This is a genomic window from Streptomyces sp. NPDC002446 (genome assembly GCF_053595675.1).
The window spans coordinates 298,992-319,695 of the sequence record NZ_JBSFYC010000002.1 but is presented as its reverse complement, the minus strand read 5'-3'; the positions used below and the strand labels follow the sequence as shown (position 1 = coordinate 319,695).

The following is a 20,704-nucleotide window of genomic DNA, read 5'->3' as shown; positions in this document are numbered from 1 at the left end:
CGACTTCATCTACTACCTCATCTACTACTTCAGGGCATCAGCGGGGAGTTCTCTATGCAGGCGATCATCTACAACGAGTTCGGCGGCGCGGACGTGCTCACGTTCGGGCAGACCGACAAGCCGGAGCCCGGCCCGGGTGAGGTGCGGGTCAGGGTCGTGGCGGTCGGCGTCAATCCACTGGACTACAAGCGGCGTTACGGGTGGGTGGAGCAGCACTACCCGACGACGTTCCCCGCCGTGCCCGGCCTGGAGTTCGCCGGTGTGGTGGACGCGCTGGGCCCCGACGTCGAAGGCACCGCCGACCGGGGGGCGGGGGACAGTCTGGCCGTCGGCGACGAGGTCTTCGGCTGGACCAGGACCGGCGCGTACGCGGAGTACGCCATCGCGGGTGATCTCGCACGCAAGCCGGCCGAGCTCTCGTTCGCGGCCGCGGCGGCGCTGCCCGTCGCCGGTGAGACCGCACAGCGCGTACTCGATCTGCTGGGCCTGAAGGCGGGCGAGACCCTGCTGCTGCACGGCGCGGCGGGGGCGGTCGGCCAGGTCGCCGTGCAGCTGGCGAGGGCCCTGGGCGCCAAGGTGATCGGTACGGCGTCACCGGTCAACCACGACTTCCTGCGCGCGCTGGGCGCGGTCCCGGTGGCGTACGGGGAGGGCCTCGCCGACCGGGTCCGGGCGGCCGCCCCGCAGGGCGTGGATGCGGTCTTCGACGCGGCCGGTCATGACGCGCTGCCGGCCTCGATCGCACTGCGCGGGACCACGGACCGCATCGTCACCATCGCCGACATGAACGCCACCGATCACGGCGTGCCGTTCTCCGCGGGTGGCACGCCGCCGGAGCAGGTCCGCGCGGGCCTGGCCGCGCACGCCCGCCTCGCCGTCGAGGGCAAGCTGACCGTGCCGGTGGTCGAAACCTTCCCGCTCGCCGACGCCGCCAAGGCCCAGGAGCTGAGCGAGGCGGGCCACGTGCGCGGCAAGCTCATCATCGAGATCTGAATGGAGATCTGAACCACCGTGCCGGGTGGGGTAGGCAGGTGCGCGCGGCCCGCCCCTCCCGGCATCGGCGAGGCAGAACCACGCTCGCCTCGTCCCGAACTCACCCATTCCCATACTCAACTTGTCACACTTCCGTTGCCCATACCCTCCGAAGCCGCTTACGTTGAGCGCGCTCGATCCGTCTCAACTCGCCGTCCCTACGGCGGGCTTCGGAAGGAAACCCCCCATGATCAGACGCACCTCCGTCGGCATATCCATACGGACCGCCGTCACCGCCGGTCTGGCCATCACGGCACTGGCCGCCGCGACGGCCGCCTCGGCCGCACCCCCAGACGCCACCCCGGCCGCCCCGCACGGCCAACGCACCCAGCAGGTCGAGTACTTCACGGGTACGGGCGGCCACCCCCACAAGGCCACCGTCCCCGTCTCCAAGCCCCTCACCAGGTCCGAAAAGGCCGCGATCGCCGCGGGCGACGGCGATGTCACGCCGATCGTGCAGAACGGGCCGGTCGGCAAGAAGCTCGATGTGGCCTTCATCGGCGACGGCTACACCGCCGACCAGCAGGAGGACTTCCACGCCGACGTCCGCGCCAAGTGGGCCAAGATGACCGCCGTCGAGCCGTACGCCTCGTACACCAACCTGTTCAACGTCTGGGCGGTCGACGCGGTCTCGAACGAGTCCGGTGTCTCCGGCGACCCGGCGCAGGACGTGGTCCGCGACACCGCGCTCGACTCCGCCTTCTTCTGCGACGGCATCGAGCGTCTGCTCTGTGTCGACACCGGCAAGGTCGAGTCGTACGCCTCCAAGGCCCCGGCCGCCGACCTCGTCGTCGTGCTCTCCAACTCCACCAAGTACGGCGGCGCGGGCTACAACGACGTCTCCTCGCAGGTCGGTTACGACGGGATCGCCACCGCCTCCTCCGACAACGACCAGTCCGACCAGATCGCCGTGCACGAGACCGGTCACTCGCTGGGCAAGCTCGCGGACGAGTACGACTACGGCCAGTCCGGCACCTACACCGGCCCCGAGCCGGCCGAGGTCAACATCAGCAAGCTCTCCGCCGAGGAGATGACCGCCCAGCAGCAGAAGTGGTACCGCTGGATCGGCCAGGAGTCACCGGACGGCGGCCAGGTCGGCGCGTACGAGGGCGGCGGCTACTACCAGTACGGGCTCAACCGCCCCACGGAGAACTCGATCATGCGGACGCTCGGCCGCGAGTTCAACCTCCCCGGCCGCGAGGCGATGATCGCGGGCTTCTACCGCTATGCGAGCACGCTGAGCAGCCCGGTGGCCACCGACCGCGCGCTGCGCCGCGGAGACCGTATCCGTGTCACGGCATCCACGTCCGCGCAGCTCAAGTGGTACGTGGACGGCCGTGAGCGCAAGGCCGCGCGCGGGAAGACAGCGGTCACGCCACGGGCTCTCGGCGTCCCCGCCGACGGCCGCGGCCACACGGTCACCGCCCGCGCGACGGACGGCACGAAGGCGGTCCGCGACCCGGCACTGCGCAAGCTGCTCACCGGATCGCTGAGCTGGCGGGTCGCCCCCTAGTACCGGCCGACGACCTACGATGATCCGCGCTGTGGCAGCCGGTCTTGCCGACCGGCTGCCACAGCCGCGTGGACGGCTGCTCCGGCTGTCCGGCTGCGCTGACACACACCGACGTCAGGCTGGGGGAAGCTGCTATGTGCGCCGGCAGGATGCACGCCGACGAAGTGGACATCGACGAGTCGCTGGTACGCCGCTTGCTCGGCGGGCAGTGTGCGCGGTGGGCGGACCTCCCCGTCGCACGGGTCGACTCCGCCGGCACGTCCAACGCCATGTACCGGCTCGGCGAGGACATGGTGGTACGGCTCCCCCGCGTCCCGGGCGCCGCCGACGACGTGGCGAAGGAGCACCGGTGGCTGCCGCTGCTCGCCCCGCCGCTTCCGGTCGCCATCCCCGTACCGCTGGGCAGGGGAGCGCCCGCCGAGGGCTACCCCTTCCCGTGGTCCGTCTACCGCTGGCTCGAAGGCGAGACCCCGGTCATCGGCCGCATCGCCGAACCCGGCCTGCTGGCAAAGGACCTGGCGGAGTTCGTCACCGCGTTGCACCGGATCGACCCGGCGGACGGGCCGCCTTCGTACCGCAGCGAACCCTTGGCGGCGCGGGACGCTGCGACCCGTGAGGCGATCGCGGCGCTGCCCGGTCTCGTCGATGCCGAAGCGGCGGTCGCGGTCTGGGAGGCCGCCCTGGCGGCGGCCGTGTGGCCCGGACGGCCCGTGTGGATCCACGCCGACCTGCAGCCCGGAAATCTGCTGACGGCCCGTGGACAGCTCAGCGGCGTCATCGACTTCGGGTGCCTGGGCCTGGGGGATCCCGCCGTCGATCTGATCGTGGCGTGGTACGTCCTCCCCGCCGAAGCCCGTGCCGCCTTCCGGGCCGCCCTGGACGTCGATGAGGCGACCTGGACCCGAGGGCGCGGCTGGGCACTCTCCATCGCCCTGATGGAACTGCGCTACTACCGGGAGACGAACCCGGTGATGGCGGACATCGCACGGCAGGTCATCCATGAGGCCCTCGCCGAACGCCGCCCATGACGCATGTGACCCAGGTCACACGCAAGGCTGTCATACGCCGAGCGCTCCCCGTCCGTGTACGGAGCGACGGGCCCGCAAAGGGGCCCAACACTACGGGGAAAGGAAATCACGTGCGTAACAGGCGAATTCTGACCACGGCCCTCGCTGCCGCCGCGCTCACCGTCGTCAGCCTGGGCGGCGCCGCCCAGGCCCACGCCACCACCGGCGCCAAGGCCGCCGAGCCGACCGTCTCCCCCGCGCAGCACCAGGTCAAGCCGATGGACGGTCCTCCCGGAACGGTGTGGACCGGCAAGAAGTTCTGGACCCTCAGCGGATGCCAGGCAGCCGGCACCGACCTGGTCAGCAGCGGCAAGTGGGCCGACCCGTTCTGCGACGGCTCGGGCCTGCAGTGGGACCTGTGGGCGCGTCCGCTGTAAACCCTCGCGGCTTCCGGAGCATCACGAGTAGCCGCAGATAGCAGCATCGAGCAAGTCGGCTCGTCCCCGCGCAGGTCCGCGGCAGCGCGGGGACGAGCCGATGCGATGCCTCTCCCCACCCGAAAACCCGTTTGAACCACCATGGCGCACGGGCCTAGTCTCCAGCTCATCGACACCGACGGCGTGTAGCTCAGCAGGAGAGCACCGGGCTTGGGACCCGGAGGGCGCGGGGGCAGAACCCGCCACGCCGGCTTATGAACGATGACGCTGAGCAGCAGCCTCGCACCGGGACCGCGCCGTACCCAGTCGGTCGGTCCTACGCCCTGGGCCAGTTGACCCGGGCCTTCACCACCGCGCTGACCCACGAGGACGCCGCCACCCGCGGCCGCGCCGAGGACCGTGCCCGCCGCTGGCGGGACGTGCTGGGCGGCCTGGCCGAAGGCCGGCTGACGGTGGGATCACGCACCCCGGTGGCCGGGCTTCCGGCCTGGGTGACTCCCGAGGTGGTCCGCGGAGGGTTCGCGACCGGCGCGGCGAGCGCCGGCGGACCGCTCCAGCCGTACGAGAGGGACGCGGCGCGCCGGGCGGGCGTGCCGGCCGACCGCCGGGCGCTCTTCCTGTACTTCCTGACGGATGCCGGGCTGGCCGAACTGTGCGCGCTGCTGGACACCGGGCGCTACGAGGTGACGGTGCCGGAGGAAGCCGCGCTGCTCACCGTCGCCTGGCTGGTGCGCTCGGGGCGGGTGGCCGAGGCCGTGGAACTCGCCGACGTACTGGAGCCGTTCGCCGACCGGCTGCGCTTTGCTCCCCGGCCGTCCGCGGCGCCCGCTCCGGAGGTCACCGCGGTGCACCGCCGAACGGTCGCCGACGCCGGCCGGACACTGGCGCGACGGCGGCCCCACCCGGCCGTCGAGGCGCAGCAGGAGGCCCTCACGGTCTGGCAGCCGTTCGCCGACGAGCTCCTCGTCCACTGGCTGGAGACCGCCGGATCCGGTCGCCTTCTTCTCCCCGCCCCGCACGATGGCTGGTACGAGCGCGGTGCCGCCCTGCTGCGCCGATACGAGCAACTGGCGGCGGCGCACACGCGCTGCGGTAAGCATCGCAGCCCCAAGGAGAACCTGGGCATCCTGCGCGGCGCCCTGGAGGAGGCCGTCGCCGGGCGTCCCCTCGACCCGCGCCGGCTCGGTCTGCTGCGGCACGCCGTCGATTCCATGGTGCGGCGGCGCGGGGTGCCCGGTTCCGAGCCGCACAGGGCGCTGCGTGCGCATCAGGCGGCACAGGCGGCGCTCCCCTCGCACCACGCCCTGGCTCAGCTGGTGCTGCGCCGGCTCGGTGAGCTCCCCCAGGACACGGGCGCCCCCGATGTCGCCCCGCTGGTCGCCGCGGTGACCGAGCAGGAGCATCGGGAGACCGGTCTGCCCGTAGGAGCCCTGGTTCCGGCCCCGATCCGCCGGGTCGTCGAGGCCACGCTCAGCGCTCCGATCGGCACCCTCGTCGAGCGGGGTGTGGTGCCGTCGGCCGAGGTCCTGGCCGAGCTGGTGCCGCAGCTGGTCGCCGCGACCACCGCCCAGGCCTACTCCGACCCGGCCCTGCGGACGCTGGTGGCGGCGAACTACCGGGCGTTCCGCCGTCGTCGTTCGCTGCTGCTGCTCAATCTGCAGCGCCAGGTACGGTTCGAGGAGCTGCCCTGGGCGCGGGCGGTGGCCGGGCAGCGGGGTGACGACGCGGCCCGGGAGGACGCCCACACCGCCCTGCGGCAGCTCGGTGAGCTGGCCGTACAGGGGTTCCCGGGGACCGTCCTGCCCAACCCGCTGATCCGGGAACTCGGCGTGCTCGCCCGCCAGGCCGACCTCGGCGCGCCCATGGTCGAGGAGCTCGCCGCGGACATCTTCATGGGCACCTTCACCCCGAAGTTCCTCACGGCCGCGCGCATCGCCGCCGACCTGCTGCGCGGCACGCTCTACGAGCGCTACTACGGGATCGACTACGCGGCGATCCGCAACCTGGCGATCGCCGAGGCGAGCAGCGCGCTGACCCGCGGATACCCGTCGCGCACCGCACCGGATTTCGCGAAGCTCTGCGTCGAACGGGCCGGGGGATCCCCGTTCGGCTCGGTGGCGGCGAACGGCAAGGTGATCGAGCAGGCGCAGATCCTCACCACCCACAATCTGGCCACGCTGGTCCACCGCGTCGGCATCGCCCCGGCGCCGGGCTGGGACGACCTGGCCCGCCGCAGCTTCCGTACGGTGTGCCGGCTGACGGCCCGGGTGCAGCACAACCCCCGCCCGCTGACCACGATCAAGGACGCGGCGTACGCCTGGCGGCATCTGCTGTTCCAGCTGTCGCTGTGCGCTCCCGGCGAGCAGGCCCGTGTGCTCGCCGGCCTGGACGAGGAGACCGCCCGTCATCCGGCCCATGTCGCCGCCCGGCTCGCTCCCGCGCTGGAGGGGCTGCGACTGGTCGCCGCCGGCGGGAGCTTCGCCCCCGACGGGACCGCGCTGCGCGGCCGCGCGCGCCGGTTCCTGGGCTGGAGCACGGAGCGCCACTGGATGCGGGACGGCGCAGCGCTCCCGCACCCCAAGGACCGGGGCGGACAGCCCAGTTGACATAGAACGCACTCCAACTGATGGAATCCGGATCCGCGCCTGCAGCATCGAACACCAGCAACGGACGCGACCCCGCGGTCCTGCCATCGGCAGTCCCGCAACGCCCTGGTCAGGGGCCTGGTCAGCGGACGTGATCACACGCATCCAGGGGTACCCATGACCGACTCTTCCGCCGCTTCTCCCGTCACCCTGATCACCGGGGGTGGCAGCGGCATCGGAGCGGCAACCGCCCGGCAGCTGCTGGACCGAGGGCATCGGGTGACCGTCACCGGACGCGATCAGGGCCGTCTGCGCCGGTTCGCCGAGGAACTCGGCACGCCCGCCGGGTTGTTGACCGTGCCCGGGGACTCGGCCGACTACGACACGGTCCGATCGGCCGTCGAGGCCACCGTCAAGGAGTTCGGGCGGCTGGACACCGTCGTCGCCAATGCCGGTTTCGCCACCCATGACACCCTCGCCGACGGGGATCCCGCCGGCTGGCGGGAGATGGTCCTGACCAACGTCCTCGGCCCCGCCCTGCTGATCAGGGCCGCCCTGGCCGAGCTCAAGGAGACGCGGGGGCGGATCATTCTCGTCGGCAGCGTTGCGGGGTTCGTCCATACCCCCGGCAATATCTACGGGGCGACGAAGTGGGCGGTGACCGGGCTCGCCGAGAACACCCGGCGCATGGTGACCGGCGATGGCGTCGGTGTCACCCTGATCGCGCCGGGGCGTGTGGAGACGCCGTTCTGGGAGGGCCTGGGCGCGCTTCCGGAAGGAAACCTCCTGACGGCCGATCAGGTCGCCGACTCCATTGTGTGGGCGATCGGACAGCCCAGCGGCGTCGACGTCAACAACGTCATCATCCGGCCGGTGGGCCAGCCCGTGTGACCTGACGCGGCCCGGTGTGCCCGCCTCCCAGGCGGGCACATCTGCCCTCAGACGACCGGCTGCCCGATGCCCAGCATGTTCCCCTCGCTGTCACGGAACCAGGCGCCGCGTTCACCCCGGGCGCCCTTGCTCGGGTAGTTCCCGTCGATCTCGACGATCCCGTCGCTGGTTCGCCCGCCGCCCAGCAGGCCGGGCAGATCGACGTCCTCGAACACCACGCCACGCCGCCTGAGTTCCGCCACGACGCGTTCGATGTCGTCGACCTCCCAGGCCATCTGGGTGAACGTGCCGGGCGAGGAGCCCGCCGACTGGAACACCACGAAGTCCCCGCCCGCGCACCGGTACAGCAGGCCGCCGGGCCGTTCGTCGACGGGCTCCAGCCCGAGCCGCTCGGAGTAGAAGCGGCGGGCCCGGTCCAGGTTCTGCGCGGGAAGCCTGGTCGCCACGCGGGCGCCGGCCAGAATGTCGCTATTGTCTGCCGTCATGGGTCCACTGTGCCGTGAGCAGCGGCCGGAGGGACGGAGGCACGGGCAGCTGCCACGGCGAGGGGCGCGGGCCCCTCCTCACCCCAGCGCCCGGTCCAGGTTGAAGGCCGCGCTGATGAGGCCCAGGTGGGTGAAGGCCTGCGGGAAATTGCCGATCTGTTCGCCGGTGCGGCCGATTTCCTCGGCGTAGAGACCGAGGTGGTTGGCGTACGTCAGCATCTTCTCGAAGGCGAGGCGGGCCTCGTCCACCCGGCCGGCGCGGGCGAGCGCCTCGACGTACCAGAAGGAGCAGATCGAGAAGGTGCCCTCCTCGCCGCGCAGTCCGTCCGGGCTGCTGCGGGGGTCATAGCGGTAGACCAGGGAGTCGGACACCAGGTCCTCGCCCAGTACGTCGAGGGTGGAGAGCCATTTCGGGTCGGTGGGTGAGATGAATTTGGCCAGCGGCATCATCAGAACGGCAGCGTCGAGAACGTCGTCGCCCTCGTGCTGGACGAATGCCTGCCGCTCCTTGGACCAGCCGCGGTCCATGATCCGCCGGTAGATCGCGTCGCGGGCCCGGCCCCAGCGGAGCATGTCCGCCGGCAGACCGCGGTGCTGTGCGATGCGCATCGCCCGTTCGATGGCCACCCAGCACATCAGCTGCGAGTAGAGGAAATTCTGGATCTTTCCGCGGGTCTCCCAGATGCCTTCGTCCGGCTGGTCCCAGTGCTCGCAGACCCAGTCGACCAGCGTGCCGATGGTGTCCCAGTGGCCGCTGGAGAGGGGCTGGCCCCATTTGTCGTAGAGGTAGAGGGAATCGATGAGGGCACCGTAGATATCGAGTTGCAGCTGGTTGACGGCGTCATTTCCGATGCGGACGGGTGCCGAGCCCAAGTGGCCTTCCAGGTGGGTCAGTTCTTCCTCGGGGAGTTCGCTGCGGCCGTCGATGCCGTACATGATCTGCAACGGGCCGTCGCAGCCGGAATCGCGGCAGACATTCTCGGACAGGAAATGCACAAAGGACTCGGCCTCGTCCGAGAATCCCAGTCTGAGCAGCGCATAGATGCAGAATGCGGCATCCCTCACCCATGCGTAGCGGTAGTCCCAGTTGCGCTCGCCGCCGATCTGTTCGGGCAGGCTGGTCGTGGGCGCGGCCACAATGGCGCCGGTCGGCGCGTACGTCAGCAGCTTGAGGGTGAGCGCGGAGCGGTGCACCATTTCCCGCCAGCGGCCCCGGTAGCGGGAGTGGGACAGCCAGTTGCGCCAGTACCGCACCGTGGCGCCGAACAGTTCCTCCGCCTCCAGCAGGGCACAGCTCCGCTGCTCCACCCCGTCGCCGATCCGGTCGAGGGCGAAGACCGCGGCGTCCCCCTCCTCCAGCGTGAAGGAGGACCGGGCGTCCGGGCCGTCGACCGTCACCGGGACGCTGGACGTCAGCGCCAGGGACAGGTCCGGGGAGTCGAAGACGGTCTGGCCGGACCGTGTGCTCACGGTGTGCGTCTGCCGGCCGTAATCGAACCGGGGCGATACCCGGGCGGTGAACGGCAGCGATCCGCGCACGCACAGCACCCGGCGGATCAGCCGGTGGCGGTCCGCCTCGCGTGAGTCGTCGACGATCGGCATGAAGTCCTGGACCTCGCCGACGCCGTTGTCCGCGAAGAACCGGGTGATCAGGATGTTGGTGTCGGGGAAGTAGAACTGCTTCGTCCGGGCGGGCACATCCGGTGCGAGCTCGAAGGCCCCGCCGCGATCGGCGTCCAGGAGCGCCGCGAAGACGCTGGGGGCGTCGAAGCGTGTGCAGCAGTACCAGTCGATGGTGCCGTTCGTGCCGACGAGCGCGGCCGTGCGCATATCGCCGATCAGGCCGTGCTCGGCGATCGGTGTGTAGCGGGGCGCGTCCGCCTTGCTGGGGCGGAGGCTCTCACAAGCGGTCATACGACCTCCCCTGCACTGGGGAGCAGGAGCAATGGATTCAGGTTACCTCTGGGTGGTCACGGGCCGCGAACAGTGCCGTCGAGGGTGGCTGACCTGCGCGGAAGCCGGGCCGCGGGGTGCAGCCCACCGGCCGGACGGCGGGCCGGTCGATCAGCCCGAGCCCGCTCCCGCCCCGGCCCGATCAGCCCCGGCCCCGATCAGCCCCCGCCCCTCGGAAACGCCCGCCGGTACTCCCCCGGCGACACCCCCACCTGCTTGATGAAGTGATGCCGGAGGTTGTTCGCGGTGCCCAGTCCGCTCAGCTCCCCGATCTTGTCGATCGGCAGGTCGGTGGCCTCCAGCAGGCTCTGGGCACGGCCCAGGCGCTGGTTGAGCAGCCACTGGAGGGGCGTCGTCCCGGTGGCCGCCTGGAGCCGGCGGTAGAACGTGCGCGGGCTCATCGCCGCCCGGCGCGCCAGGTCCTCGACCGACAGCGGCTGATCCAGGTGCTCGCGCGCCCATTCCAGTACGGGCCCGAGCCCCTGGTCGTCGGTGACGGGCACGGACAGATCGATGAACTGTGCCTGGCCGCCGGGCCGGTGTGCGGGGACGACCATCCGCCGTGCGAGCTGGTTTGCGACATGCGCGCCCAGGTCCCGGCGTACGAGATGGAGGCAGAGGTCGAGTCCGGCGGTCAGCCCGGCGCTGGTCAGCACGTCGCCGTCGTCCACGTACAGCACCGAGTCGTCGACCTGCACCTTCGGGTAACGCTCGGCCAGCTGGGCGGTGTGCATCCAGTGGGCGGTGGCACGGCGCCCGTCGAGCAGCCCCGCTTCGGCGAGCGCGAAGGCGCCCGTGCACAGGGAGACCATGCGGGCGCCCGCGTCGTAGGCGCGGCGCAGGGCACCGATCAGGTCCGGTGGCAGCGGCCGGCCGTCCTCGACGCAGGGGTCGGGCACCGATGGCACGATGACCGTGTCGGCGCCGACGAGATCGTCCAGCCCGTAGCGGGTCCGCAGCTCCAGTCCGGTGCCGTCCGCGGCGGCCGGCTGCCCCTCCGCTCCGCACAACCGCAGGTCGTACCAGGGGTCCGCCAGGTCGGGCTGCGGCTTGCCGAAAACGGTGCACGGGATGCTCAACTCGTAGAGATCCCAGGAGGGAACCCCGATGTCCGTGGGCACCACCACGGCGACGGAACCAGCGCTCATGCCCTGAAGGGTATGGCAGGAATTTGGTGCCGACCGTCACGGCTGTCACTTCTTCCGGCCACCGCAAACTGCGAGCGTGTCCTTACGCGCACGACACGAGGTCCGTACGCGAACGACAACCGCCGCGGTATCAACCGCGGTCGGCGAACAAGGAGTTGCGCCATGAACGCCCCGCACACGAACGACCTGGCTCCGCATCACCCTGCCGTCACCGTCCTCGGATTGGGCTCGATGGGCTCGGCGCTGGCCACCGCGCTGCTGGAGCGCGGCCACCCGACCACCGTGTGGAACCGCTCGGCGCACAAGTCCGAGCCGCTGGTCGCCCTGGGCGCCCGCCCGGCCGCGACACCCGAGGAGGCCCTCGCCGCGAGTCCGCTGATCATCGCCTGCGTACTGGACTACGAGGCACTGCACTCCGTCCTCGACCCCCTCACCGGCTCCCTCGCCGGCAAGGTCCTGGTCAACCTCACCTCCGGCTCCCCGGAACAGGCCCACGAAGCGAGCGCCTGGGCCCGGTCGCACGGCGCCGACTACCTCGACGGCGCGATCATGACCACCCCGCCGGGTGTCGGAAGCCCGGAGATGATGTTCCTCTACAGCGGTTCCGGCGCCGTCTTCGAAGCCCACCGGCCCACCCTGGCGGCCCTGGGCGACCCCTTGCACCTCGGCACCGACCCCGGCCTGGCCTCCCTCTACGACTCCGCCCTGCTCGGCCTGATGTGGTCGACCATGACCGGCTGGCTGCACGGCACGGCCCTGGTCGGCGCGGAGCGGACACCGGCCACCGCCTTCACCCCCCTCGCGATCCGCTGGCTGACCGCCGTGACCGGATTCCTGACCACCTACGCGCCCCAGGTGGACGCCGGCCACTACCCGGGCGACGACGCCACCATCGACGTGCAGATCGCGGCCATCGACCACCTCATCCACGCGGCATCGGCACGCGGTATCGACAACGCGCTGCCACAGCTGCTGAAGGCGACCATGGAACGCACCAAGGCCGCCGGCCACGGCCAGGCCAGCTACGCCAGCGTGATCGAGGTGCTCAGAGGCGCCTGAGCAGGCCGTCGTGGCGGGGAGCGGGCATCGGCGCACCGGCGGGGAGTCGTCCGTCATCCCGGGGATGAGAAATACACATTCATTCGTGCAGTTCTTCGTTCTTTGTACGTCTAAAGTGGTGACGTGATCGATTCCGCCGATGTCCGCCGTATCGCCCTCTCCTTGCCGGAAACGGTGGAGAAGGAAGCCTGGGAAATGCCCACGTTCCGGGTCGCCGGGAAGATGTTCATCACGATCCCCGACGATGAGACATCATTCGCCGTGCGCTGCCCCATCCACGAACGTCACGAGCTGATCGCGGCGGAACCGAAGAAGTTCTGGGTGCCTCCGCACGAGGCCGGCTCGTCATGGGTGCGGGTTCGGCTGGCCGAGCTGGAGGACATGGAAGAGCTGCGGGACATCCTCGTGGACTCCTGGAAGCAGGCAGCCCCGACGCGGCTGTTGGAAGCCTTTCCGGTGCTTCCCCCGTCGGACTGACCGCGCTCCGCTCACCCGTGGTGGCGGCGCAGATCACTCCAGTCCAGCGCCTGGGACGCCTTCAACTGCGAGCGCTCCGCGGCTTCGCGGGTCTCGGCGAGGATGTCGCCGTGCTCCTCGACGAGCTCCTCGTAGATGGGCGTGCCATTGGAGGTGTGTGTCGCGCCGTTCATGTCGATGGTCCCAATCCCGTGTGTGTTTATGGGGGCGGCTCAGCAGGTTTCGCCGCCCCGGGGAAAAGGAGCACCTCAGGTGTCAGCTGAACTCTTGGTGCGCAAAGGGAGGTTGTCCCCACTCATGCGCCGCTCCCCCGTGCGGCGCGGGACATCCTGTCATGCGCGTGCCGAGCACGCAAAAGATCATCCCAGAGGCTGAGACCGCTGATGGCCGTTGATGGCTATTGATGGACCCTGATAGCCGTTGATGAGTATTGATGAACGATGTCGACCAAATGCACGGTTTGCGCGAAGCATAAATGCGCAGTTCGCCCCTTACGGGCGGCACATCCTGCCTGACAGCCCGTCAGGCAGCGGAAGCCCCGGTAAGCCGACCGCGAAACGGAGCCGCTGCTGCCTGGCCGAACTGTTTACGACGCTTCGGCGATCCGGTGGCGGAGATGGTCGTAGGCCCAGGCGGCGAGGGTGGTCGGGGTGGTGGTCCGGATGGTGCGGCGCTGTTCGGGCACGAAGTTCTCACGCAGGCCGGTCGACATTCCCAGCACGGCCTCGACCAGCCTGTCGGCCATGCCCGCCTGCTGGAGCCGGGCGCGCATGGCGTCGTCCGTGATCCGTTCGACGCCGATCCGCCGGCCGGTGGCGTCGGCGAGGATTTCGGCGACCTGTCGCCAGGTGAGATCGGCCGGTCCGTGAACCGCCTGCACACAACGTCCGGACCAGGTAGTAGACAGCAGGCGAGTGGCGGCCACCTCGGCGATGTCGCGCGGCGCCACCCAGGCCATGGGTTGGTCGAGCGGAAGGATCACCTGGAGGGTGCCCGCTCGTAGGGCATCGAGTTGAAGTTCGAGATTGGTGAAGAAGTAGCCGCAGCGGAGGTGCGTGACGTCGACGCCAAGGCCGTCCAGAGCGGTTTCGGTGTGCGCCAGACCGTCGATCTCACCGGCGCCGTGACGCTTCTCGGCGCCGACGCTGCTCTGGAAGACGACGCGGCAGATGCGGTTGGCGGTGACGGCGCGGACCACGCTGCTGGTGGCGCGGGCGTAGTCGGCGAGGGGGTCCTGGCTGCCGGTAACCGGGTCCACCCAGAACAGCGCGTCAACGCCGTCGGTGGCGGCGACCACGGCGTCGGCATCGTATTGGTCGACCGGCACGGCATCCACCTCGTCCCGGAGGCCGGGAGCCAGCCGACCGGGGTCGCGCAGCAGGACGCGCGGCCGGACACCGGCGCGGACCAGCGTGGCGACGACATGGCGGCCGACGTTGCCGGTCGGGGTGGTGACAGCGATCTGCACGATTTCGTCCTCTCCTCGTCGATGGCTCGACTTCAGGCTAGGAGCAGAGGCGGCCTGAACCTGTCCTCCTCTCCTAGAAGGCTGCGGGCATAGATCCAACTCACTTGTCACCACCACCTTGCCCTTGCACGTAATAGGCAGAATGCTAGAGCAGTTCTTACCATCGACACTGCCGACCCGGAACGCGGAGCTTCGTCATGCCCACACTGATGCCGGATTCCGGCCCCCAGCGCGTCCTCTCCGCCTCGAACTTCGTCTACACGGTCGGCAGCGGCCTCTATCTGACCGCCGGAGTCCTGTACTTCACCGAGGCGGTCCGCCTCCCGGCGACCCAGGTGGGCCTCGGCCTCGGCATCGCCGGCGTCGTCTCACTGGCCGTGGGCATCGCTGTCGGTCATCTCGCGGACCGGCACGGAGCACGCGGCGTCTACGCCACCACCCTCGTCGTTCAAGCGCTGGCCACTGCCGGCTTCCTACTGGCGGACGGGTTCTGGCCGTTCGTCCTCGCGGTGGGCACGGCCACCGGGGCCAAAGCGGCCGGATTGGCCGCACGCAGCCCGCTCATCAGGCACTACGGCGGGGACCGCCCGCAGGCATTCCGCGCCTATCTCCGTGCCGTGACCAACGTGGGCATCTCCCTGGGCGCCCTTCTGGCGGGCTGGGCCGTCCAGGTGGGCACCCTCCCCGCCTACCAACTCCTGGTCATCGGCAACGCGGTGGCCTTCGCCGCGTCGGCAGCGATCCTGATCCACCTGCCGCCGGTCAACCCCGTCCCCACCACCGGCGGCCCCCGCTGGACCGCCCTGCGAGACCGCCCCTACCTCGTGCTCACCGCCCTCGACGGCATCATGGCCGTCCAGTTCAAGGTGCTCACGGTGGCCGTCCCGCTCTGGCTGGTCACGGCCACCACCGCCCCGCGCTGGCTCATCTCGGGCACCATGCTCGTCAACACCGTCATCGTCATCGCGTTCCAGATACGAGCCAGCCGCAGCATCGATTCCCCAGCGGCCGGCGGAGCCGCCTACCGCCGAGCGGGCGTGGCCTTCCTCGTCTCCTGCTCTCTGGTCTCGCTGTCTGCCGGGACACCGGCGTGGGCCGCGGCCACGCTTCTCATGACCGCGATGGTGATCCACACGATCGGCGAGCTGTGGCACTCCGCCGCGGGCTTCGAAGTGTCGTTCGCCCTCGCCCCACAGCACGCCACCGGCCAGTACCTCGGTGTGTTCGGCCTGGGCGCCGGACTGGCCGAAGCCCTCGCGCCGACCCTGCTCATCTCCCTCTGCATCACCTGGGGCCGCCCCGGGTGGTACGTCGTAGGAGCGCTGCTCACCCTGACGGGCCTGGCAGCACCACTCGCCGTCCGCTGGGCGCAACGCCACCCGCACGCCCAGCAGACACACCCAGAGCAGACGCCCCCAGAGCGGACGCCCCCAGAAGTTGCCCCGGCAGGAAGCCGCGCCTCGGACACGGTGAGGTGACACTCCGTCACCCATGTGCCGCGATCTCGGCGATCTGGCAGACTCCCCGGCCGGGCCGATCAGTGCAAGGGGAGGCACCTCATGGGTGAGGCGCGGTATGTGAGGTTTCAGGGGACCACGCGGAGTCCGCACGGGCACTTTCCCGGCATCTTCGCCCTCGCCAACGGTCTCGCGCGCGACGGCCGACTGACCGATGAGCAGTACCGCTTCTGGCGGGCGGGCAACGACTGGTACGACGCCCACTACGCCAACCCCTCCGACGTCGATCCCACCGTCTACGACCGCGAACTCAACCCGGGGGCGGTGGCCTGGTTCAAGACCACCGCCGTGCACCTCCTGGAGCGGGTGGACGGCTACCTCGACCTGCTCGCCCAGCACGGGGTGCCGTGCGAGCGGCTGGAGTCCGCCGCCCCGGGACGGATCGTCTACGAGGACGAGGACCAGGTCGTGGTGGTGCCCGTCGCCCCGCCCGCTCAGTCGCCCCGCAGCAACGCCTCCCCCAGCGACCTGAGCGTGTGATGGACGCTGCCGCCCGTGCGGCAGGAGGAGATCAGTCCGGCCTCGCGGAGGATCGCGGTGTGGTGGGTCGCCGTGGCCGGTGAGACGTTCAGTCTGCGGGCCAGTTCGGAGGTGGTGCAGCCGGCGGCGACGACCTCCAGCGCCGCCGCCCGGGTGTTGCCCAGCAGGGCGGCACACGGGCTCTTCGCATCGGTCCGCAGGCGGTGGTCGCCGGTGGTCCGCTCCCAGCCCGGGGTGCGTTCGACGGGATACACCAGCACCGGCGGCAGCTCCGGATCCCTGAGCATGATCGGGCTGCGCCAGCAGAAGAAGGACGGGATCAGCCGCAGTCCCCGGCCGCCCAGGTGGACGTCGCGGTCCACGCTCGCGAGATGCACTTCCAGTACGGGCGACCGCCAGCGCAGCGTCGGGTGCAGGGTGCTCAGCAGCCGCTGCACTCCGCCGCACTGCAGTGCCCGGCTGCGCTTCGACCGGTCCGCCTCGATGTGACAGCGGAGCTGGGTCTCGTACGGGCGGATGGCGACGGTGTGGTAGGCGCGTACGGCGTTCGCGATGCACGGAAGATCCCTGGAGTCCAACTCGCGTACCCACAAGGGGACTTGGCGTGCCCGGGCGAGCCGTGCGAGATCGGTGCGGAGCCGGGTGCGCGGGGTGGCGGCCAGATCCTGGAGGCCCTCCTCCACGCAGACTGAGCAGGACCTCCCACAGCGGGTCGGGCCGTTCGGCGATATGCGTCCTGGCGAGATCTTCCAGGCTGAAGTGAATGCGCACGGTCATCCGTGCTCCCCCGTTTCCCCCGGTCACAGATCACCGCCCGCTGAACGGCGGCGACCTATCCGTTTCAGCCTACGACGTGACCATGCCCGGTCAAGGGAACCGTGCCGCGCGTCGGTCCGGGGCGGGCCGGGTTCCCCCGGCCCGGGAAGCGGGCGACTTCAGTGCGCGATGCCGTCGATCAGCTCGCGCGCACCCTGCCGCAGCAGGGCGACGGCCACGGAGGTACCGAGCGTCTCCGGAGTGAGCGGTCCGGCCCATTCGTGCGCGTTGAGGACCGTCTTGCCGTCCGGGGTGAAGACGCAGGCCCGCAGGGAGAGTTCACCGCGCCGGTCGGTCCGGGCGTACCCGGCGATCGGGCTGTTGCAGTGGCCTTGCAGGACGTGCAGCAGCATGCGCTCGGCGGTGGTCTCCTGGTACGTCTGGGGGTGGCCCAGGCCGCTCACGGCGTCGATGGTCCTGGTGTCGCCCTCGCGGCACTGGAGCGCCAGCACGCCCGCGCCGATGGGCGGGCACATCTCGTCCACGGACAGGATCTGGGTGATCACATCCGTACGGCCGATGCGTTCGAGCCCCGAGACCGCCAGCAGCAGCGCGTCCGCCTCGCCGGCCGCGAGCTTCTCCATCCGGCGGTTGGCGTTGCCGCGCATCGGCACGCACTGCAGATGCGGGTGGGAGGCGGCGAGTTGGGCGATCCGGCGGACGGACGAGGTGCCGATCCGGGTGCCCGCGGGGAGTTCGTCGAGGCCGAGCCCGCCCGGGTGGATCAGTGCGTCACGGACGTCATCGCGCTCCAGGAAGGCGGCGAAGGTCGTGCCGGCCGGCAGCGGGCGATCGCCGGGGATGTCCTTGACGCAGTGCACCGCGAGGTCCGCCTCGCCGGCCAGGAGGGCGGCGTCGACCTCCTTGGTGAACGCTCCCTTCCCCTCTACCTGGGAGAGCGCGCCCATCCAGCGGTCGCCGGTGGTCTTGACCGGGAGTACCTCGGTGACGATGCCGGGGTGCAGCGCACCGAGTTCGGTGCGGACGCGCTCCACCTGGGCCAGAGCCATCGGCGAGTCGCGGGAGACGATGCGGATCAGTTCAGGGGCGGACATGGGCCCACGATAGACCGTCAGTTCCGCCCTACGGTCACCGGCAAGCCCCGACCGCGTCCGGGCACGTCGTGCGCGAGGGCGGTGCGCCCTGGCACACCCTGCTGGGGGCCACCCGACGCGCCGCCGCCCTGCCGGGACACCCCCGCCTGACCGGTCGGAACCCGGGGCGCAGACGTCCGCCGATACGTTCCGGGCGCTTGCGCCGACCGGGTGAGCGGGCGTCAGGCCCGCGCCGGCGGGTACGCCGACCGGTCATGCCGTCCGGCCGCCCTCAATGCCGCGCCCACGGGTGCCGGAGCCGGATCCAGATGTCCCGCGCCCGCCGCCCCGCCTCCGTGCGGCTCCTGGCGACCAGCTGGTGGGCCTGCTCCTCGGTCTCCACCATCGGGCCGGAGCCACGCAGCGGCTTGCCCGCCGTCTCGTGCAGGAAGAAGGTGGCGATCAGCCCGATGACACCGGCGGCCATCAGGTAGTACGCGGGGATCATGGTGCTGCCGGTCGCCTGCACCAGCGCGGACGCGAACAGCGGCGTCGTACCGCCGAAGAGCGAAACGGAGATGTTGAAGGAGATGGAGAGCGCGCCGTAGCGCAGCCGGGTCGGGAACAGCGCGGGCAGGGTGGCGGCGGACGTGCCGGCGAAGCACACCAGCAAGAGCCCCAGGATCAGACATCCGAAGGCCGGCAGCAGGATGCCGCCGGCGCGAATGAGCAGCACCGCGGGCACCGCCAGGGCGATCATGGCGGCGCTGCCCGCCATGAAGACGGGCCGGCGTCCCCAACGGTCGGAGGTACGGCCCACGGTGGTGATGGTGAGCACCACGACGATCATGGTGCCGAGTACGAGCAGCTGGGAGGTGAGGGGGTCTTCGCCGAGGGTCTCGGTCATGAACGTCGGCAGATACGAGGTCACCATGTAGTTGGTGACGTTGTAGAGCAGCACCAGGCCCATGCAGATCAGCACCGCCTGCCAGTGCCGGGTGAAGATCTCCTTCAGTCGGCCCTTGCCGGACTGCCGGGCCTCCTCGACCGGGTCCGCGCCGACCGCGGCGCGCACCTCCTCCGCATCGTGGTGGGCCTGCTCGGCCTCACGCTGGAACGCCGGGGTCTCCTCCAGCCGCAGCCGCATGTACAGGCCGATCAGCCCGAGCGGTCCGGCGACCAGGAACGGCAGCCGCCAGCCCCAGTCCACCAAACCGTCCTCGCCGAGTACGGCCGTCAGGACGGTCACCAGTCCGGAGCCGAGCGAGTAGCCGACGAAGGTGCCGAAGTCGAGCCAGCTGCCGAGGAATCCGCGCCGGGTGTCCGGAGCGTATTCGGCGATGTATGTGGTGGCGCCGGCGTATTCGCCGCCGGTGGAGAACCCCTGCACCAGGCGGCAGATCAGCAGCAGAATCGGTGCGGCGAAGCCGATGGTGCTGTAGGAGGGCAGAAATCCGACGGCGAAGGTGCTGACCGCCATCATGATCATGGTGGCGGCGAGGACGCGTTGCCGGCCGATACGGTCGCCGAGCGGGCCGAATACCAGGCCGCCGAGCGGACGGACGAGGAACGCCGCGGCGAACGTGGCGAACGCCGAGACCACCTGGGCCCCCGGCGAACTCGACGGGAAGAACACCTTGCCCAAGGTGCCCGCCAGATAGGCGTAGACCCCGAAGTCGAACCACTCCATGGTGTTGCCCAGCGCGGCCGCCGACACCGCCCGGCGCACCGCGGGCCGGTCGGTGACCGTCACGTCCTCCGCGCTCAGCGGCTGTTTGCGGCGGCGCAGCAGGGTGCGGAGCATACGGTCGGTGGCGGCGGAACCTCCGCGGGCCGGCTTCCTGCCCGTGCGTGGTTTCGGCGGCCTTCGGCGTCCGGCGCTCATCTCATGTTTCCTCGCCGCTCGTGGTTTCCCTCAGGTGGTACGGCAGTGCCCAGGCCTGCGGTGTGCGGCGGCCTGGGCACTGTCCGGATACACCGGTGCGGAAGCGGCAGGGGAACCTCCGGGTGCGGAAGGGCCCCGCTCAGGCGCGCCGGTACGTGTCGAGGTGGGCGAAGACCACCACGTTGTCGACGTAGTCCTTGACCTTCCTGTCGTATGCGCCACCGCAGGTGATCACACGCAGCTGCGCACTCGGCACGTCGGCGTAGACCCGCTCGTTGGGGAACTTCGCCTTGTTGAAGACCTCGACGGAGTCGACCCTGAAGGTCGCGATCACGCCGTCCTCACGGGTGATGTTGATCGAGCTGCCGGGCTTGAGCGATTCGAGTTGCATGAACACCGCCGGTCCGGTCTTGGTGTCCACATGCCCCGCGATGATCGACGAGCCGCGCTCACCCGGCGCCGGACCCTCCTTGAACCAGCCCACGAGGTTCCGGTTCGTCGAGGGTGGTGCGTCGAGCTGTCCGGTGGGCCCGATGGCCAACGGTGTGAAGGGCGCGTCGACGGCGATCGCGGGGATCGTCACCCGCTTCGGCGCGGAGCGGGGCAGGGCCAGGCCGGGTGCGGCCGGGGCGGTGGCCCGGGGCGTGGCGGAGGCGGCGACGGCGGTGGGGGACTGCGGCTTGGGATCGGCCGAGGTGTCCACGGAGTTGTAGACGAGGAGGGAGCCCAGCAGGAACGCTGCCGCGGACCACAACAGGCCGCGGCCGACGGGACGGGACGCGGAGGCGGTCCGGGCTGGGTTGGTGTTCGGCTGGGGCGGCGACTGCTGGGCGGTCATGTGAGGGTGCCTTTCGTGAACGGGGCGGCGGCGAGGCGTGAGGGGCAGCGGAACGCAATCGCCGCGGCCACCGTCCACG

General features: G+C 70.6%; 19 protein-coding genes and 1 tRNA gene. 11 read left to right on the top strand and 9 right to left on the bottom strand.

What is annotated here, in order from left to right; genetic code table 11:
- Positions 1-54 precede the first annotated feature (54 nt).
- The 7 genes from ACWD6P_RS03120 to ACWD6P_RS03090 all read left to right on the top strand — a co-directional run bounded on the left by ACWD6P_RS03120 (position 55) and on the right by ACWD6P_RS03090 (position 7,465).
- A complete protein-coding gene (locus ACWD6P_RS03120) occupies positions 55-993 on the top strand; it encodes an NADP-dependent oxidoreductase (protein ID WP_451442238.1) in 939 nt (312 codons plus the stop codon).
- A gap of 226 nt (positions 994-1,219) precedes the next feature.
- Positions 1,220-2,545 (top strand): M64 family metallopeptidase, encoded by a 1,326-nt coding sequence (locus tag ACWD6P_RS03115; RefSeq protein ID WP_451442237.1) that lies wholly within the window; start codon positions 1,220-1,222, stop codon positions 2,543-2,545.
- A gap of 149 nt (positions 2,546-2,694) precedes the next feature.
- On the top strand, positions 2,695-3,573 hold the full coding sequence (locus tag ACWD6P_RS03110; RefSeq protein ID WP_451442236.1) for an aminoglycoside phosphotransferase family protein: 879 nt from the start codon (positions 2,695-2,697) through the stop codon (positions 3,571-3,573).
- Positions 3,574-3,683: 110 nt separating this feature from the next.
- Entirely contained in the window at positions 3,684-3,989 is a 306-nt protein-coding gene (locus ACWD6P_RS03105) for a hypothetical protein (RefSeq protein WP_451442235.1), read from the top strand.
- 179 nt (positions 3,990-4,168) lie between these two features.
- Positions 4,169-4,240 (top strand) — tRNA-Pro (locus tag ACWD6P_RS03100).
- Between the two features lie 3 nt (positions 4,241-4,243).
- Positions 4,244-6,595 carry a hypothetical protein gene (locus tag ACWD6P_RS03095; protein WP_451442234.1) on the top strand — a complete coding sequence of 784 codons (2,352 nt, stop codon included), beginning with the start codon at positions 4,244-4,246 and terminating at the stop codon, positions 6,593-6,595.
- 156 nt (positions 6,596-6,751) lie between these two features.
- Positions 6,752-7,465, top strand: a complete 714-nt coding sequence (locus ACWD6P_RS03090) for an SDR family oxidoreductase (RefSeq protein WP_451442233.1) — start codon at positions 6,752-6,754, stop codon at positions 7,463-7,465.
- A 47-nt stretch (positions 7,466-7,512) separates the two neighbouring features.
- Here ACWD6P_RS03090 and ACWD6P_RS03085 read toward each other — a convergent pair whose 3' ends face one another.
- The 3 genes from ACWD6P_RS03085 to ACWD6P_RS03075 form a co-directional block, all read right to left on the bottom strand.
- Positions 7,513-7,950 (bottom strand): VOC family protein, encoded by a 438-nt coding sequence (locus tag ACWD6P_RS03085; protein WP_451442232.1) that lies wholly within the window; start codon positions 7,948-7,950, stop codon positions 7,513-7,515.
- A gap of 78 nt (positions 7,951-8,028) precedes the next feature.
- Entirely contained in the window at positions 8,029-9,864 is a 1,836-nt protein-coding gene (locus tag ACWD6P_RS03080; RefSeq protein ID WP_451442231.1) for a glycoside hydrolase family 15 protein, read from the bottom strand.
- A gap of 197 nt (positions 9,865-10,061) precedes the next feature.
- On the bottom strand, positions 10,062-11,051 hold the full coding sequence (locus tag ACWD6P_RS03075) for a GlxA family transcriptional regulator (RefSeq protein ID WP_451442230.1): 990 nt from the start codon (positions 11,049-11,051) through the stop codon (positions 10,062-10,064).
- A 162-nt stretch (positions 11,052-11,213) separates the two neighbouring features.
- Between ACWD6P_RS03075 and ACWD6P_RS03070 the strand changes: the two genes are divergently transcribed.
- Positions 11,214-12,110 (top strand): NAD(P)-dependent oxidoreductase, encoded by an 897-nt coding sequence (locus ACWD6P_RS03070; protein ID WP_451442229.1) that lies wholly within the window; start codon positions 11,214-11,216, stop codon positions 12,108-12,110.
- 123 nt (positions 12,111-12,233) lie between these two features.
- Positions 12,234-12,587: an MmcQ/YjbR family DNA-binding protein gene (locus ACWD6P_RS03065; RefSeq protein ID WP_451442228.1), complete on the top strand. Its 354-nt coding sequence runs from the start codon at positions 12,234-12,236 to the stop codon at positions 12,585-12,587.
- Positions 12,588-12,598: 11 nt separating this feature from the next.
- Here the strand turns inward: ACWD6P_RS03065 and ACWD6P_RS03060 are convergent, their stop codons facing one another.
- Positions 12,599-12,760 carry a hypothetical protein gene (locus ACWD6P_RS03060; RefSeq protein WP_451442227.1) on the bottom strand — a complete coding sequence of 54 codons (162 nt, stop codon included), beginning with the start codon at positions 12,758-12,760 and terminating at the stop codon, positions 12,599-12,601.
- A 413-nt stretch (positions 12,761-13,173) separates the two neighbouring features.
- Positions 13,174-14,055, bottom strand: coding sequence for an NmrA family NAD(P)-binding protein (locus tag ACWD6P_RS03055; protein ID WP_451442226.1), 882 nt, complete (start codon positions 14,053-14,055; stop codon positions 13,174-13,176).
- Positions 14,056-14,252: 197 nt separating this feature from the next.
- On the opposite strand from ACWD6P_RS03055, the gene ACWD6P_RS03050 reads away from it, so the two are divergent.
- Together ACWD6P_RS03050 and ACWD6P_RS03045 are read left to right on the top strand one after the other, a co-directional pair.
- Positions 14,253-15,533, top strand: a complete 1,281-nt coding sequence (locus ACWD6P_RS03050; RefSeq protein WP_451442225.1) for an MFS transporter — start codon at positions 14,253-14,255, stop codon at positions 15,531-15,533.
- An 81-nt stretch (positions 15,534-15,614) separates the two neighbouring features.
- Entirely contained in the window at positions 15,615-16,052 is a 438-nt protein-coding gene (locus ACWD6P_RS03045; RefSeq protein ID WP_451442224.1) for a hypothetical protein, read from the top strand.
- On the opposite strand, the gene ACWD6P_RS03040 is transcribed toward ACWD6P_RS03045, so the two are convergent.
- The 4 genes from ACWD6P_RS03040 to ACWD6P_RS03025 form a co-directional block, all read right to left on the bottom strand.
- The gene (locus ACWD6P_RS03040; protein WP_451442223.1) at positions 16,007-16,735 is read right to left on the bottom strand and encodes an ArsR/SmtB family transcription factor; all 729 of its coding nucleotides are present in this window, start codon (positions 16,733-16,735) and stop codon (positions 16,007-16,009) included. The two genes, ACWD6P_RS03045 and ACWD6P_RS03040, sit on opposite strands and share 46 nt — an antisense overlap.
- A gap of 252 nt (positions 16,736-16,987) precedes the next feature.
- Positions 16,988-17,923, bottom strand: a complete 936-nt coding sequence (gene hemC, locus ACWD6P_RS03035; protein ID WP_451442222.1) for a hydroxymethylbilane synthase — start codon at positions 17,921-17,923, stop codon at positions 16,988-16,990.
- Positions 17,924-18,194: 271 nt separating this feature from the next.
- A complete protein-coding gene (gene proP, locus ACWD6P_RS03030; RefSeq protein ID WP_451442221.1) occupies positions 18,195-19,706 on the bottom strand; it encodes a glycine betaine/L-proline transporter ProP in 1,512 nt (503 codons plus the stop codon).
- A 220-nt stretch (positions 19,707-19,926) separates the two neighbouring features.
- Entirely contained in the window at positions 19,927-20,625 is a 699-nt protein-coding gene (locus tag ACWD6P_RS03025; RefSeq protein ID WP_451442220.1) for a class F sortase, read from the bottom strand.
- Positions 20,626-20,704 lie beyond the last annotated feature (79 nt).

What these genes read in the sequence shown, in the direction of transcription:
- ACWD6P_RS03120 (WP_451442238.1), top strand. Translation starts at nt 55, where the DNA reads ATGCAGGCGATCATCTACAACGAGTTCGGCGGCGCGGACGTGCTCACG.
- ACWD6P_RS03110 (WP_451442236.1), top strand. Translation starts at nt 2,695, where the DNA reads ATGCACGCCGACGAAGTGGACATCGACGAGTCGCTGGTACGCCGCTTG.
- ACWD6P_RS03085 (WP_451442232.1), bottom strand. Translation starts at nt 7,950, where the DNA reads ATGACGGCAGACAATAGCGACATTCTGGCCGGCGCCCGCGTGGCGACC.
- ACWD6P_RS03115 (WP_451442237.1), top strand. Translation starts at nt 1,220, where the DNA reads ATGATCAGACGCACCTCCGTCGGCATATCCATACGGACCGCCGTCACC.
- hemC (WP_451442222.1), bottom strand. Translation starts at nt 17,923, where the DNA reads ATGTCCGCCCCTGAACTGATCCGCATCGTCTCCCGCGACTCGCCGATG.
- ACWD6P_RS03060 (WP_451442227.1), bottom strand. Translation starts at nt 12,760, where the DNA reads ATGAACGGCGCGACACACACCTCCAATGGCACGCCCATCTACGAGGAG.
- ACWD6P_RS03070 (WP_451442229.1), top strand. Translation starts at nt 11,214, where the DNA reads ATGAACGCCCCGCACACGAACGACCTGGCTCCGCATCACCCTGCCGTC.
- ACWD6P_RS03075 (WP_451442230.1), bottom strand. Translation starts at nt 11,051, where the DNA reads ATGAGCGCTGGTTCCGTCGCCGTGGTGGTGCCCACGGACATCGGGGTT.
- ACWD6P_RS03025 (WP_451442220.1), bottom strand. Translation starts at nt 20,625, where the DNA reads ATGACCGCCCAGCAGTCGCCGCCCCAGCCGAACACCAACCCAGCCCGG.
- ACWD6P_RS03080 (WP_451442231.1), bottom strand. Translation starts at nt 9,864, where the DNA reads ATGACCGCTTGTGAGAGCCTCCGCCCCAGCAAGGCGGACGCGCCCCGC.
- ACWD6P_RS03090 (WP_451442233.1), top strand. Translation starts at nt 6,752, where the DNA reads ATGACCGACTCTTCCGCCGCTTCTCCCGTCACCCTGATCACCGGGGGT.
- ACWD6P_RS03045 (WP_451442224.1), top strand. Translation starts at nt 15,615, where the DNA reads ATGGGTGAGGCGCGGTATGTGAGGTTTCAGGGGACCACGCGGAGTCCG.
- proP (WP_451442221.1), bottom strand. Translation starts at nt 19,706, where the DNA reads ATGCTCCGCACCCTGCTGCGCCGCCGCAAACAGCCGCTGAGCGCGGAG.
- ACWD6P_RS03095 (WP_451442234.1), top strand. Translation starts at nt 4,244, where the DNA reads ATGAACGATGACGCTGAGCAGCAGCCTCGCACCGGGACCGCGCCGTAC.
- ACWD6P_RS03050 (WP_451442225.1), top strand. Translation starts at nt 14,253, where the DNA reads ATGCCCACACTGATGCCGGATTCCGGCCCCCAGCGCGTCCTCTCCGCC.